The 15408-nt window shown below is 72.5% G+C and carries 17 protein-coding genes; 10 read left to right on the top strand and 7 right to left on the bottom strand.

Annotation, left to right across the window (positions count from 1 at the left end; translation table 11 throughout):
- The first annotated feature begins 18 nt into the window (after window positions 1-18).
- The 4 genes from Q2K19_RS19760 (at window position 19) to Q2K19_RS19745 (ending at window position 3940) form a co-directional block, all read left to right on the top strand.
- Window positions 19-1809, top strand: coding sequence for a RelA/SpoT family protein (locus Q2K19_RS19760; RefSeq protein ID WP_302772647.1), 1791 nt, complete (start codon window positions 19-21; stop codon window positions 1807-1809).
- 49 nt (window positions 1810-1858) lie between these two features.
- Window positions 1859-2398 carry an NUDIX hydrolase gene (locus Q2K19_RS19755; protein ID WP_302762808.1) on the top strand — a complete coding sequence of 180 codons (540 nt, stop codon included), beginning with the start codon at window positions 1859-1861 and terminating at the stop codon, window positions 2396-2398.
- Window positions 2399-2739: 341 nt separating this feature from the next.
- Complete coding sequence (locus Q2K19_RS19750; RefSeq protein ID WP_302772645.1) at window positions 2740-3600, top strand: nucleotidyltransferase family protein; 861 nt, start codon at window positions 2740-2742, stop codon at window positions 3598-3600.
- Between the two features lie 52 nt (window positions 3601-3652).
- Complete coding sequence (locus Q2K19_RS19745) at window positions 3653-3940, top strand: Lrp/AsnC family transcriptional regulator (RefSeq protein WP_302762806.1); 288 nt, start codon at window positions 3653-3655, stop codon at window positions 3938-3940.
- A 61-nt stretch (window positions 3941-4001) separates the two neighbouring features.
- On the opposite strand, the gene Q2K19_RS19740 is transcribed toward Q2K19_RS19745, so the two are convergent.
- The 5 genes from Q2K19_RS19740 to ctaE all read right to left on the bottom strand — a co-directional run bounded on the left by Q2K19_RS19740 (window position 4002) and on the right by ctaE (window position 9166).
- Window positions 4002-4676 carry a DUF4142 domain-containing protein gene (locus Q2K19_RS19740; protein WP_302762804.1) on the bottom strand — a complete coding sequence of 225 codons (675 nt, stop codon included), beginning with the start codon at window positions 4674-4676 and terminating at the stop codon, window positions 4002-4004.
- Window positions 4677-4885: 209 nt separating this feature from the next.
- A complete protein-coding gene (gene qcrB, locus Q2K19_RS19735; RefSeq protein WP_302762802.1) occupies window positions 4886-6508 on the bottom strand; it encodes a cytochrome bc1 complex cytochrome b subunit in 1623 nt (540 codons plus the stop codon).
- A complete protein-coding gene (qcrA, locus tag Q2K19_RS19730) occupies window positions 6505-7593 on the bottom strand; it encodes a cytochrome bc1 complex Rieske iron-sulfur subunit (protein ID WP_302762800.1) in 1089 nt (362 codons plus the stop codon). Before qcrA ends, qcrB begins: the two co-directional genes overlap by 4 nt.
- A 67-nt stretch (window positions 7594-7660) precedes the next feature.
- Window positions 7661-8494 carry a cytochrome bc1 complex diheme cytochrome c subunit gene (qcrC, locus tag Q2K19_RS19725; RefSeq protein WP_302762798.1) on the bottom strand — a complete coding sequence of 278 codons (834 nt, stop codon included), beginning with the start codon at window positions 8492-8494 and terminating at the stop codon, window positions 7661-7663.
- 72 nt (window positions 8495-8566) lie between these two features.
- Window positions 8567-9166, bottom strand: coding sequence for an aa3-type cytochrome oxidase subunit III (gene ctaE, locus Q2K19_RS19720; RefSeq protein ID WP_302762797.1), 600 nt, complete (start codon window positions 9164-9166; stop codon window positions 8567-8569).
- A gap of 108 nt (window positions 9167-9274) precedes the next feature.
- Here ctaE and Q2K19_RS19715 point away from each other — a divergent pair, with 108 nt between their 5' ends.
- From Q2K19_RS19715 to Q2K19_RS19700, 4 genes are all read left to right on the top strand, one after another.
- Complete coding sequence (locus tag Q2K19_RS19715; protein ID WP_302762796.1) at window positions 9275-10228, top strand: cytochrome c oxidase assembly protein; 954 nt, start codon at window positions 9275-9277, stop codon at window positions 10226-10228.
- Between the two features lie 104 nt (window positions 10229-10332).
- Window positions 10333-10731, top strand: coding sequence for a helix-turn-helix domain-containing protein (locus tag Q2K19_RS19710; RefSeq protein ID WP_302762795.1), 399 nt, complete (start codon window positions 10333-10335; stop codon window positions 10729-10731).
- Window positions 10732-10868: 137 nt separating this feature from the next.
- Window positions 10869-11915 (top strand): anthranilate phosphoribosyltransferase, encoded by a 1047-nt coding sequence (gene trpD / locus Q2K19_RS19705; protein ID WP_302762793.1) that lies wholly within the window; start codon window positions 10869-10871, stop codon window positions 11913-11915.
- 153 nt (window positions 11916-12068) lie between these two features.
- On the top strand, window positions 12069-12275 hold the full coding sequence (locus tag Q2K19_RS19700; RefSeq protein ID WP_302762792.1) for a hypothetical protein: 207 nt from the start codon (window positions 12069-12071) through the stop codon (window positions 12273-12275).
- 143 nt (window positions 12276-12418) lie between these two features.
- On the opposite strand, the gene Q2K19_RS19695 is transcribed toward Q2K19_RS19700, so the two are convergent.
- Both Q2K19_RS19695 and ctaC read right to left on the bottom strand, forming a co-directional pair.
- On the bottom strand, window positions 12419-12844 hold the full coding sequence (locus tag Q2K19_RS19695; RefSeq protein ID WP_302762790.1) for a cytochrome c oxidase subunit 4: 426 nt from the start codon (window positions 12842-12844) through the stop codon (window positions 12419-12421).
- A gap of 10 nt (window positions 12845-12854) precedes the next feature.
- On the bottom strand, window positions 12855-13826 hold the full coding sequence (ctaC, locus tag Q2K19_RS19690) for an aa3-type cytochrome oxidase subunit II (protein ID WP_302762788.1): 972 nt from the start codon (window positions 13824-13826) through the stop codon (window positions 12855-12857).
- A gap of 204 nt (window positions 13827-14030) precedes the next feature.
- Between ctaC and Q2K19_RS19685 the strand changes: the two genes are divergently transcribed.
- Both Q2K19_RS19685 and Q2K19_RS19680 read left to right on the top strand, forming a co-directional pair.
- The gene (locus Q2K19_RS19685; protein WP_302772643.1) at window positions 14031-15182 is read left to right on the top strand and encodes a cysteine desulfurase family protein; all 1152 of its coding nucleotides are present in this window, start codon (window positions 14031-14033) and stop codon (window positions 15180-15182) included.
- Window positions 15179-15406: a sulfurtransferase TusA family protein gene (locus Q2K19_RS19680; protein ID WP_302762787.1), complete on the top strand. Its 228-nt coding sequence runs from the start codon at window positions 15179-15181 to the stop codon at window positions 15404-15406. Before Q2K19_RS19685 ends, Q2K19_RS19680 begins: the two co-directional genes overlap by 4 nt.
- Window positions 15407-15408: the final 2 nt, after the last annotated feature.

The raw sequence follows: 15408 nt of genomic DNA, 5'->3' as shown, positions 1-15408 counted from the left end.
GGTGAGGAGGTGTCCCAGGTGGACGTCGACGCCGGACACGGCGCCGCCCTGGGCGGCGCCCTTCCGACCCAGCCCGGCGACCTGCCGCTGACCCGCCGGCTGCGCTCCCTGCTCACCTGGCCCACCACCGACAACGACCCGGTGACCGCGCTGGTCCGCGCCCACCGGGGCATCCACACCAACGCCGACGCCTCGGTGCTCCGGCGGGCCTACACCATCGCCGAGAACATGCACCGCGGGCAGTTCCGCAAGAGCGGCGAGCCCTACATCACCCACCCGCTGGCCGTCGCCCAGATCTGCGCGAACCTCGGCATGGACACCATGACCCTGGTCGCCGCGCTGCTGCACGACACCGTGGAGGACACCCGCTACACCCTCCAGGCGCTCCAGGAGGACTTCGGCCGCGAGGTGGCCCACCTGGTCGACGGGGTGACCAAGTTCGACAAGGCGTTCTACGGCAAGGCCGCCGAGGCGGAGACGATCCGCAAGATGATCGTCGCGGCCGGCAAGGACGTCCGGGTGCTCATCATCAAGCTGGCCGACCGGCTGCACAACATGCGCACCCTCGGCGTACGCTCCGCGGCCTCCCGGGAACGCATCGCCCGCAAGACCCAGGAGGTGCTCGTCCCGCTCTGCGACCGGCTGGGCATCCAGACGCTCAAACGCGAACTGGACGACGTGGTGCTGCTGCACCTGCAGCCCGAGGAGCACGCCCGGATCGCCCGGCACGTGCACGACCGGCCGGGCTGGGACGCGTACCTCGACGCGGTGGTGGCGAAGACCAGGGTGGCGCTCCGCCGCAACCGGGTCGACGCGGAGGTCTCCCCCCGCCCCCGGCACCTCTACTCGATCTGGAAGGACACCGTGGCGGGCGGGCACACCGCGCCGTTCGACCTGCCCCGCATCGCGATCGTGGTGGACGGGCCGCCCACCGACTGCTACGCGGCGCTCGGCGCGGTGCACGGGCTCTGGCGGCCGGTGCCGGGCCGGTTCAAGGACTTCATCGCCTCCCCGAAGAACAACCTCTACCGCTCCCTGCACACCAGCGTCTGCGGCCCCCAGGACCGCACGGTGGAGGTGCTGATCCGCACCGCGGAGATGCACAGCTCCGCCGAGTACGGCGTCGCCGCCCACTACCGCTTCCCCCGGGCCGCCGGGCGCGCCGCCGACCGGGCGGACGAGCTGGCCTGGCTGCGCCGGGTGCTCGACTGGGAACACGAGGCCGTCGACCCGACCCAGTTCATGGAGTCGCTGCGCTGCGACCTGGCGGAGGCGCAGATCCAGGTGGTCGCCGACGGGCGGCAGATCGTCCTGCCGGCCGGCGCGACCCCGGTCGACCTCGCCTACGAGCTGGGCCGCGAGCGGGGCGACCACTGCCTCGCCGCGCGGATCAACGGCCGGCTGGCCCCGCTCTCCTCCGAACTGGACGAGGGCGACGTGGTGGAGATCTTCACCGAGAGCGACGCGGAGAGCGGCTTCGAGGCCGACGTGGCCCCGCGCGGGCCCCGCCGGGAATGGCTCGGCTTCGTCAAGTCGCCACACGCCCAGATGCAGATCAACCGATGGTTCGCCGAGCACACCGAGCCGGGCATCTCGATCGCCGACAAGGTACGCCTCGGCCGGGCGACCATCGGCCTGACGCTGCGCAAGCACAACCGGGGGCTGGCCAGCGACCTGCCGCTGCTGCGCCTCTCCGAGGAGCTGGGCTATCCCGACCTGGAAACGCTGCTGGTGGCGGTCTTCGACCGGGCGGTCGAGCCGGACGCCGTGGTCGAGCAGCTGATCGATCTCGTCGACCACCGCCAGTAGGCCACCGCCGCTGGTACGGGCCGGCCGCCCGGCCACTAGCCTTACAGGCATGATCCCCCGCGCGCGTGCCACCGGACGGGCCCTCGGCTACCAGCTCTTCTACCGGCTGCCCGTCCCGCTGCGGCGCCGGCTGGTCCGGCTGGCCGTGCCGAAGTACATCGTCGGCGCGGTGGCGCTGGTCCGGGACACCGAAGCCGAGGGCGCGGGGCGCATCCTGCTGCTGCGCCAGCCGCCCGGCTACAGCTGGACCCTCCCGGCCGGGCTGCTGCAACGCGGTGAGGCGCCGGTGGTCGGCGCGGCCCGCGAGCTGTACGAGGAGTCCGGCATCCGGCTCTCCCCCGACCGGCTCCGGCCGGCCGTGCCGAACGCGGTGGTGCACGCCAAGGGCTGGGTGGACGTGGTCTTCGAGACCGAGGTGCCGGCCTCGACGACCGAACTGACGGTGGACGGCGCGGAGGTCTTCGAGGCGGCCTGGCACCCGCTCGACGAGCTGCCCCGGCTGAGCCGGGCCACCGCCAACCTGCTCGCCTACTACGGCATCGGCCCGCGCGCCGGCGAGGTGCCGCCGGCGACGCCGCCGGCGGCGTGACCGGCCGCGGCCGCCCCGGCGGCGCGCGAGGCTCCACCGGCCCCGCCGGCCCGAGTCGCCCCGCCGGCCCGGCCGGTCGCGCCGGCACGGGCCCGGCCGCCGGGGAGCGGCCCACCGCCCCGGACGGGCCGGACGGCCTGCCCGGCCCGTCCGGCACCGCCAACCCGGCGAGCCACGGCGGCCCGGCTGCTCCCGAGGGCCGGCGCAGCCCTGACGGCCCCGACGCCCCGGCCGGCCCGGGCCGACCCGGGGGCCCGAACCACCCTGACCGTCCGGGCGCCGTGGGTGGCGCGACGGCGGCGCGCGGCGCCGGCGGGGCCGGGCCCGGCTGGCGGGCGGAGGTGGACGTCTGCGCGGTGGTGCTCGCCGCCGGCGAGGGCACCCGGCTGCGACCCCTGACCGAGCGGGTGCCCAAGGCGCTCTGCCCGGTCGGCAACGTGCCGCTGCTGGACCGGGCCCTGGACCGCCTCGCCGGGCTCGGCCTGGTCGGCCCCGAGCGGGTCGCGGTCAACGCCTGCTACCTGGGCGACCAGGTGGTGGCCCGGGTCGGGTCCCGGGCCCACCTGTCGGTCGAGCCGGGTGACCCGCTCGGCACCGCCGGCGGGCTGGGCAACCTCCGGGACTGGATCGCCGGCCGGGGCGTGCTGGTCGGCAACGCCGACGCGTACCTGGCCGATCCCGACACCCCGCCGGGACCGGACGTGGCCGCGCTGCTGGACGGCTGGGACGGGCGGAGCGTACGCCTGCTCGGCCAGCCGGCCGACGACCCGGCGGCCCCCGGCACCTTCAGCGGCCACCGGTTCGTCGGGTTCTCGCTGCTGCCCTGGCGGCTGGTCCGGGACCTGCCGGCGACCGTCGGGGACCTGGTCCGGGCGGTGTGGCGGCCGGCGGAGGCGGCCGGCGCGCTGACGGTGGTGCCCTACCGGGGCGTCTTCTACGACACCGGCACCCCGGCCGACTATCTGGCCGCCAACCTGCACGCGGCCGGCGACGGCAGCCTGGTGCACCCGGCCGCCACGGTGACCGGCCGGGTGCACCGGGCGGTGGTCGGCGCGGGGGCGACGGTCCGCGGCGCGGTCACCCGGGCGGTGGTCTGGCCGGGCGCGACGGTTCGCGAGGGCGAGCGGCTCACCGACGCGATCCGCGCCGGTGACGACCTGACGGTCCCGGCGGGCCGGATCGCCCGGCCGGGGACGGCGTGACCGCGGAAGCCTCTAGCATGGGCCACGACGCCGACGAACGGAGAAATGTCCCGTGATCACCGCGATCGTGCTGATCGACTGCGCCACCGACTCCATCCCCGAGGTGGCCGAGACCCTGGCCAACCTGCCCGGCGTCAGCGAGGTCTACTCGGTCGCCGGGCACGTCGACCTGATCGCCATCGTGCGGGTCCGGGAGTTCGAGCAGATCGCCCAGGTCATCGCCGGGAGCATCTCGAAGGTGCCGGGGGTGCTCAACACCGAGTCGCACATCGCGTTCCGGGCGTACTCCCAGCACGACCTGGAGGAGGCGTTCGCGATCGGGCTGGCCAACGCCGACTGACCGGTACGCGGCGGCCGGCCCGCCCCGGGAGGGACGGACCGGCCACTGTCGACCGTGCGCGTCAGCTCTGGCTCGGCGCCGGAGCCTCGGTGGTGCTCGGGGCCGGCGACTCGGTGGTGGTGCCGCCCGGAGCCGGGGACTCGGTGCCGCCCGGACCCGGCGACGTGGTGCCGCCCGGGCTGGCCGTGCCGCTGGCGCTGGTCTGCGGGACGGGAACGCCCAGGGTCTGGGCCAGGGCCGTCAACGCGTCGAGGTGCGCCTGGAGCACCGGCAGGGCGTCCTGGGCCAACTGGACCACCGACTGCTCCGAACCCTGCGAGATCTCGGTCTGCGTGGCCTGGATGGCCTGGACGTGGCCGGCCAGCTGGGCGGTCACCCACGCCTTGTCGAACTCGGCGCCGCTGAGGTTGTTCAGCTTGTTGATGACCTTCTGCTGGTCGCTGGTCGGTTCGGACGGCAACTGCACGGTCAGCTGCTGCGCGGTGCTCTTGACCGTCTGGTCCAGCTGGGTGTGGTCCGTCACGAACATCTTGCCCAGGTCCTTGACCTGCTGGTTCCGGCCCTTCTGCTGCGCCAGGTTACCGGTGGTGATCTCGAACAGGTTGACCTGGTGCAACGCCTGCAGGTACTGGGTGTCCTGCGTCGACGGCTGGGCCGCCGCCTGCGCCGCGGTGGCGGGCGCCAGCCCGACCAGCACCAGCGCGGCCAGCAGGCCCAGGCGTTTGATTCCCAACATGCTTTCCCCCCCTTGAGACGTTGGACCGCACGGATACCCGGCTGACCGGGGTTATTCCTGCGATTCCACCCGTCCGTGCCGGGGGGCGGCGACGTGGCGGAGCGGGACCGCCGGTCCCGTCACGGGGCGGACGGGACGAAGGAGCCGGAAACGGCCGTGGCGCCCGCCGGAGGATCCGGCGGGCGCCACGGTCAGCAGTGCAGGGCGGGTCAGCGACGGCTCTCGCCGCTGCCGATCTCCTCCCGCTCCGGCCGGGGCTCGACCGGCGGGTGCCCCGGCGAGACCGGCGCCTCGGCCGGCTTCTCGATCGGGTAGAAGAAGCCCCGGATCGCCGGGCCGAGGGCACCGAGCCGGTTCATCTTCTTGGGCACGACCCAGCCGACGTAGTCCAGCTCGCCGTGCCCGTCGTGGGCCGCGGTGAGCGGCTGGTGAACCTCGACGAACCGGCCGTCCGGCAGCCGCTTGATGATGCCGGTCTCCACGCCGTGGGCCAGCACCTCCCGGTCGTGCTGCTGGAGACCCAGGCAGACCCGGTAGACGACGTAGTAGGCCAGCGGCGGGAGCACCAGCAGGCCGACGCGGCCGGCCCAGGTCATCGCGTTCAAGCTGATGTGGAACTTGTCGGCGATGACGTCGTTGCCACCCGACAGGGTCAGCACGATGAAGAAGGCCACGGCCATCGCGCCCGCCGCGGTCCGGGCCGGAACGTCCCGGGGCCGCTGGAGCAGGTTGTGATGGCGGTAGTCCTTCAGGCGGCGGGCCTCCACGAACGGGTAGAGCAGGGAGATCCCGACGAGGATGCCCGGGAGCACGACCGTCGGCCAGAACAGCGGCGGGATGACGTACCCGTCGCCGATCGGGATGCTGATCTCCCAGGCCGGCATGAGTCGGGTCGAGCCGTCCAGGAACATGACGTACCAGTCGGGCTGGCTGGCGGCCGACACGGTCCACGCCTCGTACGGGCCGAAGTACCAGATCGGGTTGATCTGGAAGAGGCCACCCATCAGCGCGATCACGCCGAAGACGACCATGAAGAAGCCGCCCTGCTTGAGCGCGTAGCGCGGGAACATCCGCTCGCCGACCACGTTCTCGTTGGTCCGGCCGGGGCCGGGCCACTGGGTGTGCTTCTGCTTGAAGACCAGGCCCAGGTGGACGCTGATCAGCGCCACCAGCGCCGCCGGGATGAGCAGCACGTGGGCGATGAAGAACCGGCTGATGATGACCGTGCCGGGGAACTCCCCGCCGAAGATCGACGAGGTGACCCAGGAGCCGATCACCGGGATCGACAGCATGATGCCGGAGGCGATCCGCAGACCGGTGCCGGAGAGCGCGTCGTCCGGCAGCGAGTAGCCGCTGAAACCGGCGAGGAAGCCGACCCAGAACAGCAGCGAGCCGATGATCCAGTTGGTCTCCCGCGGCTTGCGGAACGCGCCGGTGAAGAAGACGCGCAGCATGTGCACCACGATCGAGGCCATGAACAGCAGCGCGGCCCAGTGGTGCATCTGCCGCATGATCAGGCCACCCCGGACGTCGAACGACAGGTCCAGGCTGGAGGCGTACGCGGCGGACATCGGCGTGCCCCGCAGCGGGGCGTAGCTGCCGTCGTAGACCACCTCGGTCATCGCCGGCTCGAAGAAGAACGTCAGGAACGTCCCCGTCAGCAGCAGGACGATGAACGAGAAGAGCGCGATCTCGCCCAGCAGGAAGGACCAGTGGTCCGGGAAGACCTTGTTCAGCAGCTTCCGCAGCGGGGTGGCCGCCTGGAACCGGTCGTCCAGCGCTCCGGCGGTCTTGGCCGGCAGCGCTGCTACGTCAAACTTTCGGCGCTTCATGGCCGCTCCCAGAAGTCGGGACCGATGGTCTCGGTGTAGTCGGACTTCGCCACGAAGAAGCCCTCTTCGTCCACCTCGATCGGCAGCTGCGGGAGCGGCCGGTTGGCCGGGCCGAAGATCGGCTTGGCGTTGTCGGTGATGTGGAACTGCGACTGGTGGCAGGGGCAGAGCAGGCGGTTGGTCTGCTGCTCGTACAGGCTGGCCGGGCAGCCGGCGTGCGTGCAGATCTTGGAGAACGCCGCGAAGTTGCCCCACATGTAGTCGCCGTGGCCGATCCGGGAGTTGGCCGCGCGGGACTTCTGCGCGTCGTCCTCCCGCAGGTGGATCAGCAGGGTCGGCGAGTCGGCGTGCTTGTTGCTCACCCCGCCGTCGATGCCCGGGAAGACGGTGAGCTGGCCACCGACGCTGACGTCCGCCGGGCGGATCGGCCGGCCGTCCTCGCGGACCAGCCGGATCTTCTTGCCGTCCGCGGCCGGCTTGAACCCGGTCGTGAACATCTGGTTGTTCTTGTGCGGGTCGGAGATCAGGCCACCGACCAGCGGCGCCGCGGCGACCGCACCGACCGGCACCAGGCCGGCGAGCAGCGAGAGGCCGAGCAGCGGCCGGCGTCGGACGCCCATCTCGTCGGCCAGGTAGAGCATGGTCTCGCCGGTGATCCGGCGCTCCTCCGGGGAGCCCGGCTGGTCGTGCCGGTCCTGGATCGAGACCTCCTTGGGCAGCAGCTTCTTGCCCCAGGTGAGGATGCCGAAGCCGATGCCCAGGAGCGCGAGCCCGAGGGTCAGGCCGAGCAGCGGGGTGTAGAACTTGTCGCCGCCGCGGCCGGCCTCGTACCGCCAGGGCCACCAGATGTAGATGATCAGGAAGGCGGTCGCGGCCAGGCCGGTCAGCAGGAACATCGCGGCGACCGTGCGGGTCAGCCGACGCTCCGCCTTGCTGCCCGGGACGACCTGCTCCTCGTAGTGGACGATCTCGATGTCGTCCCGCCGCGCACCCTCCTCGACGATGTCGAACCGGGAGAGTCGGGGGTCGTTCACGTCGAGCGGCTCCCGGCCCTGCGGGGCCTGGTGCTCGGTGTGGGTGCTCATGCCGTCACCTCGCTACGGGTGGCGTCGGGGGTCGGCGCCACAGCACTGAAACGAATGATCCGCTCGGTCACGACTTGCCCGCAATCCACAGGCTCGTGAAGACCAGCGCGACGATGCCGACCAGGAAGGCCGCCAGGCCCTCGGTCGACGGGCCGTACCGGCCCAGGTTGAAACCGCCCTGGTCCTGGTCGTGCTTCAGGGTCTCCTGGATGTAGGCGATGATGTCCGCCTTCTGCTCCGGAGTGATCTGGTTGTCGCCGAACACCGGCATGTTCTGCGGGCCGCTCAGCATCGCGGCGTAGATCTGCCGGTCGCTGGCCGGCTTGAGGCTCGGGGCGAACTTGCCCGAGGAGAGCGCACCGCCGCCGGCGCCGAAGGCGTGGCACTGCGAGCAGTTGATCCGGAACAGCTCGCCACCGGTGGCCAGGTTGGCGCCCTCGCGCAGGTTGCCCTCGGGCAGCTGCGGGCCGCCGCCGAGCTCCTGGATGTACTGGCCGAGCTGGCGCGCCTGCTCGTCGGTGAACTGCGGCGGCTTGCGCTGGGCCTGCGCCTCCTGCCGGGCCATCGGCATGCGGCCGCTGCTGACCTGGAACTCGACCGCGGCCGACCCGACGCCGATCAGGCTCGGACCGCGTCCCTCGACACCCTGGGCGTTGCGACCGTGGCAGGTCACACAGCTCACGTCGAACAGCGCCTTGCCCTCGTTGGCGGCGGCGCTCAGGGGCGGGTTGTCCTGCGCCTGCACGCCGGGGGCGAAGACGGTGTAGGCGCCGCCGGCCAGCATCAGCGCGGCGGCCAGCCGGACCGCGGCACCCAGCCGGCGGCGGCCCCTGCTGCGCGCTACGGGCCGCCCGCGCAGCCGCGCGAGCAGACCGCGTCGGCGGTCGTTGTCAGAAGTCATGACCTGTGTCCTTAACCGGTTGGACCTTGTCTCAGGGGACGGAGCAGCGGCGCGGTACGTGACGCGCCAAGATCACTGGAGCCAGTAGATCATGGCGTAGAGCCCGATCCACACGACGTCGACGAAGTGCCAGTAGTAGGACACGACGATGGCCGACGTCGCCTGCGCCGGGGTGAACCGGCCCATGGTGGTGCGGATCATGAAGATGATGAACGCGATCAGACCGCCGGTCACGTGCAGGCCGTGGAAACCGGTGGTCAGGTAGAACATCGACCCGTACCCGTCGGCGTTGATCTTCACGCCCTCGTGCACCAGGTTGCGGTACTCGTTCGCCTGGCCGAGCACGAAGATCAGACCCATCACGAAGGTGATCGTGAACCACCGGCGGAGGGCGTGGACGTCACCCTTCTCGGCCGCGAAGACACCGAGCTGGCAGGTCACCGAGGAGAGCACCAGGATCACCGTGAAGGTGGTCGCGTAGGGGATCTTCAGGATCTCGGTGTGCTTCTCCCACTGCTCCGGCGCCGCCGCGCGGATCGAGAAGTACATCGCGAACAGCGCCGCGAAGAACATGAGTTCGCTGGAGAGCCACACGATCGTCCCGACGCTGACCATGTTGGGTCGGGTCAGGGAGTGGATCCGGCTCTTGTCAATGGCTGGGGCCGCAGTCACGCGGTCATTATTGCCCTTGACCGGGACCGACGATCAGCGGGGTGGCAAACCTGCGCCGACAGTGGCCCGATCGGGGTCGTCCGCTTCGCCTGACCTACCCTGAAAAGCGTGCAGCACGTCGATCCGATCTTCGCCGCCACCTCGGTCGCTCCGTCGACCCTCGCGGCGGGGGGCGAGGCCGTCCCGCCACCGTTCACCATCGCGCGGGTCTTCACCGAGACCCAGCTGAACAGCTGGCTCGCCGTCGGGCTGGTCATCGCCGCCGCCCTCTACCTCTACGGCGTCCACCGGCTCCGGCTGCGCGGCGACCGCTGGCCGCTGCTCCGGACGGTCTGCTTCCTCGTCCCGGGCCTGGGCGGGATCGCCGCCGTCACGGTCTCCGGGCTGGGCGCGTACGACACCACGCTGCTCTCCGTGCACATGGTGCAGCACATGGTGCTGTCCATGATCGCGCCGATCTTCCTGGCGCTCGGCGCCCCGATGACGCTGGCGCTGCGGACCCTGCCGGTGCGGCCCCGCAAGCGGCTGCTGGCGATCGTGCACAGCCGGATCGCGCGGGTCTACAGCTTCCCCTTGGTGGCGTTCGCCATCTTCGTGGTGAACCCGTTCGCGCTCTACTTCACCGACCTCTACCGCTTCACCCTGCAGCACGAGTGGGCACACGAGCTGGTCCACGCGCACTTCATCCTGACCGGCTGCGTGTTCTTCTGGCCGCTGCTCGGCCTGGACCCGCTGCCCGGGCGCTGGCCGTACCCGGCCCGGGCGCTGCTGATGGTGCTCTCCGTGCCGTTCCACACCGTGCTCGGGCTCACGATCATGCAGAGCACCACCCTGCTCGGCGGGGACTGGTACCCGTCGCTCCACCTGAGCTGGTCGGATCCGCAGAACGACCAGGTGGTGTCCGGCGGCATCCTGTGGGCCGGCGGCGAGTTCGTCAGCGTCACCATGCTGGCCGTGCTGGTCGTTCAGTGGATCAAGCAGTCCGAGCGGGAGGCCCGCCGGGTGGACCGCGAGCTGGACCGCCAGGAGGCCCGCGAGCGCGCCGCGGAGAGCACCGCCTGAGCTCCCTCCCCGGTACGCCGGCGGCGGGCCAGGGCGGCCCGAACGGCCGGATGTGATGCCCGCTACGATCAGCGGGCAGCTACGAGGTGGGAGCCAAGCGAACGATGAGCGATCGTCAGTGCACCGTCCTGCTCTACAGCGACGACCCGAAGGTCCGTGACCGGATGCGACTCGCCGTCGGCACCCGGCCCGCGCCCGGGCTTCAGATCGAGTTCGCCGAGGCCGCCGACTACGCCGAGTGCATCCGGCTGGTCGACGACTACGAGATCGACCTGCTCCTGCTCGACGGCGAGGCGAGCCCGGGCGGCGGCCTCGGCATCGCCCGCCAGATCAAGGACGACCGGGACGACGCCCCGCCGACCTGCGTGGTGATCGCCCGGGCCGCCGACCGCTGGCTGGCCGCGTACGCCGAGGTCGACGCCACGCTCACCTACCCGCTCGACCCGGTGACCGCCGGCACCACCGTCGCCGAGCTGCTGCGGTGCACGCACGCCGCGGCCTGAGTCACCCCCTCGGCGCCACGGCGACGCGGCCGTGGCGCCGACGCTCAGGCCGTGATTCGGCCGCCGCGCCGCCCGGCGGCGCTCCGGACCGAATGACGGCCACCACACCCGCTCTCCACGCGCTCGGGAGGCCCACCATGGGCGAACGGACCTGGCCGCACCTGCTCAACGCGCTGCTGCGCGGCGAGGAGCTCTCCGCCGCCGACACGGCGTGGGCGATGGACGAGATCATGACCGGCTCGGCCAGCCCGGCGCAGGTGGCGGGCTTCGCGGTGGCGCTGCGGGCCAAGGGTGAGACGCCGACCGAGCTGGCCGGCCTGGTGCAGGCGATGCTCGGCCGGTCGGTCGAGGTCCCGCTCCCCGAGGCGGTACGCGCCACCGCCCTGGACGTGGTCGGCACCGGCGGCGACCTCGCCAACACGGTGAACATCTCCACGATGACCGCGCTGGTGGTGGCCGGGGCCGGCGTCCGCGTGGTCAAGCACGGCAACCGCGCCGCCTCCTCCCTCTGCGGCACCGCCGACCTGCTGGAACATCTGGGCGTACCGCTGGATCTGGGCCCCGAGCAGGTGGCCCGGTGCGTGACCGAGGCGGGCATCGGTTTCTGTTTCGCGGCCCGCTTCCACCCCGGGATGCGGCACGCCGGCCCGGTGCGCCGGGAGATCGGCGTGCCCACCGCGTTCAACTTCCTCGGTCCGCTGACCAACCCGGCCCGCCCCCGGGCCGGCGCGGTCGGCTGCTTCGACCTCCGGATGGCGCCGGTCATGGCGGAGGTCTTCGCGGCGCGGGGTGACTCCGCGGTGGTGATGCGCGGCGAGGACGGGCTGGACGAGTTCACCACCGCCGCCCCGACCCGCGTCTGGGTGGCCCAGCAGGGCACCGTCAGGGAGGCCGTGCTGGACGCGGTGGACCTCGGGGTACCCCGGGCCACCCTGGCCGACCTGCGGGGCGGTGACGCGACGTACAACGCCGGCGTGGCCCGGCGGCTGCTGGCCGGGGAGACCGGACCGGTCCGGGACGCGGTGCTGGTGAACGCCGGGGCCGCGCTGGCCACCCAGGGCCCGCTCGACGGCGACCTGCACGAGGCGGTCCGCGCCGGCATGGCCCGGGCGGCCGAGTCGATCGACTCGGGCGCCGCCGCGGCCGCCCTGGAGCGCTGGCTCGAGGTTGCCCGCTCGCTCTGACGCCCGGTTCCGGCCACCGTCCCTCGGGCGCCGGCACGGGGTCCATGCCCGAGAGTGTCGGACCGGCGTGGCAAACTACACGGGAGTAATTTTCCGTTTTCCGCCGATGGGCACACCGCCCCGCGGCGGGCACCGGGACGAGAGGAGACGCCCGTGTCGGACCGCGACCTCTACTGCGACACCTGCGAGGGCGTTGCGCTGTTCGAGGCGCCGCCCTGTGTCGACGGCCACGGCGCCGACTGCCCCGAGCTGATCTGCACCGGCTGCGGCGCGGCCCTGCTCGTCGCCACCGTCAGCTTCCCCGCCCCGCGCCTGGACCACCGCCGCAGCTCCCGCCGGGTCCACCGCCGCGCCGCCTGACCGCCCAGGCCCGACACGCTCACCGCACCCGCCCGGCCTCCGCGCCGCCCCGCCCTGATCGACGGCGTGCCGGGCGGGCGCCGGGACGGGGATACGAAAAGGCCCGCGTCCGGCTGGACGCGGGCCTTCCGGTTGCCGTCAGGTCAGTGCTCGGCGGTGCGGCGGGTGCCGCTGTAGTACTCGAAGAGCAGGCCGCAGGCGGCGAAGATCACGGCCACCAGGCCCAGGCCCAGCAGCCACATCTGCCAGTACACCAGGCCGAGGCCGGCGATCGACGCGGCCAGCGCCAGGCCGAACGGCCAGTAGCTGCCCGGGCTGAAGAAGCCGATCTCGCCCGCGCCGTCGGCGATCTCACCGTCCGGCCGGTCCTCCGGGCGCAGGTCGATCCGGCGGGAGACGAACCAGAAGAAGCCGCCGCACATCGAGGTCAGCAGGGCGGAGAGCAGCAGCGCCACCGCGCCGACCCACTCGACCCGGCCGCTTTCGCCGAACGTCCATGCGGCGTAGAGGATCGTGACGCCGTAGAGGAACGTCGAGACGATGAGGAAGATCTTCCACTCGGTCTTCATGCCGGCCCCCTCAGCTGCCCGTACCGGCCGACGCGTTGGTCGGGTTGAAGTTGTTCTTGCCGCGCCGCGTGTCGAACGGCTCGGTCTTCTCGGCGTACGGCTTCTGGCCGATCGCCGTGAGCGCCTCCTGGGTCGACTTGCCGGCCTTCTTGGCCGCCAGGAACTGCTCGTACTTGTCCGGCGAGACGACCCGCAGCTCGAAGTTCATGAAGGCGTGGTAGCTGCCGCACAGCTCGGCGCAGCGGCCGACGTACGCGCCCTCCTGGTCGATGCTGGAGACCTCGAAGGTGTTGCGGATGTTGCCCGGCATGACGTCGCGCTTGAACAGCAGCTCCGGCACCCAGAAGGAGTGGATGACGTCGCGGCTCTGCTCCTCGAACCGGATCGACTTGCCGGTCGGCAGCACCAGCACCGGGATGACCTCGCTGGTGCCGAGCACCGAGGCGACCGTGTTGGCGTCGCGGCCCTGGCCGTCGCGGTAGTTGAACTGCCAGTTCCACTTGAAGGCGACGACCTCGACGGTGACGTCGGGGTTCTTCGACTCCTTGATCACGTTCGTCTGCACGACCGCCGTGTAGTAGAAGAGCACGGAGACCACGAGGATCGGCGCGATGGTGTAGAGGAACTCCATCGGCAGGTTGTAGCGGGTCTGCACCGGCAGCGTGTTGCCCCGCTTCCGGTAGCGGATCACGCACCAGAAGATGAGGCCCCAGACGAACACGCCGACCGCGAGCGCCGCGATGCAGGACGCGATCCACAGGTCGTACATCCGGTGCGACTCCGGCGTGATGCCGCCCTGCGGCCACCCGAAGCCGTCGACCGCCTTGCCGACATCACAGCCGGTGAGCAGAACCAGCAGCGCGGCTCCACCGAGACCGAGCCCGGCGAGCCGACCAGCACCACGCCGCCGGCGCCCGCCGGCCCCTGGGGAAGCGCTGTGCCGTACGGCCGACGACCGTACCTCCGAACTCCTTGCGACCACCTGGTCCTGCCTCCCTAGCGCGCCGCGGCGGTTGTTTCCCTCAGCACCGACGGCAAAGGCGTCACCGACGGTCGCAGATTACTCGACCATGACGGGCCTGACCGTCTTGGGGTCACTGTCCGCCCCCATCGGGGGGATCGTGGCCGTACCGCCGGGATAGCGTGGGCATTCGTGAGCGAGCGCAGCGACGGAATCAGCAGACCCATCGGCGCGGCCCCGGTCTACCTGGACGCGGCCACCGCCGCCCCGCTGCACCCGGTCGCGCGGCAGGCGTTGCTGGCCGCGCTCGACGACGGCTGGGCCGACCCCGGCAAGCTCTACACGCAGGCCCGGCGCGCCCGCCAGCTGCTCGACGCCGCCCGCGAGGCCACCGCGCAGACGCTCGGCGTCCGCGCCGACGAGCTCACCTTCACCCCCAGCGGTACGACCGCGGCGCACGCCGCCGTGCTGGGCGGCCTGGCCGGCCGGCGCCGGGTCGGGGCGACCCTGGCGCACTCCGCGATCGAGCACTCCGCCGTGCTGCACGCCGCCGAGCGGCACGTGGCCGGTGGCGGGGTGGCGGTCTCCGTACCGGTGGACCGGCTCGGCCGGCTGGACCTGGACGCCTGGGCGGCGGCGGTGGCCGCCCCGGGGGTGGCGCTCGCGGCCCTGATCGCGGCCAGCCACGAGGTGGGCACCGTGCAACCGGTGCCGGCGGCGGCCGAACTCTGCGCCGAGGCGGGCGTGCCGCTCTACGTCGACGCGGCCCAACTGGTCGGCCGGGCGCCGCTGCCGGCGGGCTGGTCGGTGCTCACCGCCAGCGCGCACAAGTGGGGCGGGCCGCCCGGCGTCGGGCTGCTGGTGGTCCGCAAGGGCACCCGCTGGGAGTCGCCGTTCCCGGCCGACGAGCGGGAGTCGGGGCGTACCCCCGGGGTGCTGAACCTGCCGGCGGTGGTGGCGGCGGCGGCGAGCCTGCGCGCGGCGGCGGCCGACGCGGCGGCCGAGGCCACCCGGCTGGCCCCCCTGGTGGACCGGATCCGGGACCGGGTGGCGGCCGAGGTGCCGGACGTGGAGGTGGTCGGCGACCCGGTGGACCGCCTCCCCCACCTGGTCACCTTCTCCTGCCTCTACGTGGACGGCGAGGCGCTGCTGCACGCGCTGGACCGGCGGGGCTTCGCGGTCTCCTCCGGTTCCTCCTGCACCTCCTCGACGCTGCGACCGTCGCACGTGCTGGAGGCGATGGGGGTGCTGTCGCACGGCAACGTCCGGGTGTCGCTGCACCGGGAGACGACCGGGGCGGACGTGGAGCGCTTCCTCGCCGAACTGCCCGGGATCGTCGCGGAGCTGCGGGCCGAGGCGGGGGTGACCGGGCTGTGAGCCAGCCGGACGAGGTGCTCGACTGCCGGGGGCAGCGCTGCCCGCTGCCGGTGATCAACCTGGCTCGCCGCCTGCCCGAGCTGCCGGTCGGGGCGGTCGTCCGGGTGCTCGCCGACGACCCCGCCGCCGCGGTGGACATCCCGGCCTGGTGCCGGATGCGCGGCCAGGAGTTCCTCGCCGCCCACCCGGAAACCCCCGCCTACGACGTCCGCCGCGCCCGCTGACC

Origin of the sequence: Micromonospora sp. NBRC 110009 (genome assembly GCF_030518795.1) — a bacterium.
Classification (GTDB): Bacteria; Actinomycetota; Actinomycetes; order Mycobacteriales; family Micromonosporaceae; genus Micromonospora.
Note: the sequence above shows the minus strand (reverse complement) of the source record. Positions and strands in the feature narration are given on the sequence as shown.

Bases quoted from the DNA above. Each gene is read 5' to 3' on its own strand.
- qcrB (WP_302762802.1), bottom strand. From the start codon at position 6,508: ATGAAGCGCCGAAAGTTTGACGTAGCAGCGCTGCCGGCCAAGACCGCC.
- Q2K19_RS19755 (WP_302762808.1), top strand. From the start codon at position 1,859: ATGATCCCCCGCGCGCGTGCCACCGGACGGGCCCTCGGCTACCAGCTC.
- trpD (WP_302762793.1), top strand. From the start codon at position 10,869: ATGGGCGAACGGACCTGGCCGCACCTGCTCAACGCGCTGCTGCGCGGC.
- Q2K19_RS19695 (WP_302762790.1), bottom strand. From the start codon at position 12,844: ATGAAGACCGAGTGGAAGATCTTCCTCATCGTCTCGACGTTCCTCTAC.
- qcrA (WP_302762800.1), bottom strand. From the start codon at position 7,593: ATGAGCACCCACACCGAGCACCAGGCCCCGCAGGGCCGGGAGCCGCTC.
- qcrC (WP_302762798.1), bottom strand. From the start codon at position 8,494: ATGACTTCTGACAACGACCGCCGACGCGGTCTGCTCGCGCGGCTGCGC.
- Q2K19_RS19740 (WP_302762804.1), bottom strand. From the start codon at position 4,676: ATGTTGGGAATCAAACGCCTGGGCCTGCTGGCCGCGCTGGTGCTGGTC.
- Q2K19_RS19710 (WP_302762795.1), top strand. From the start codon at position 10,333: ATGAGCGATCGTCAGTGCACCGTCCTGCTCTACAGCGACGACCCGAAG.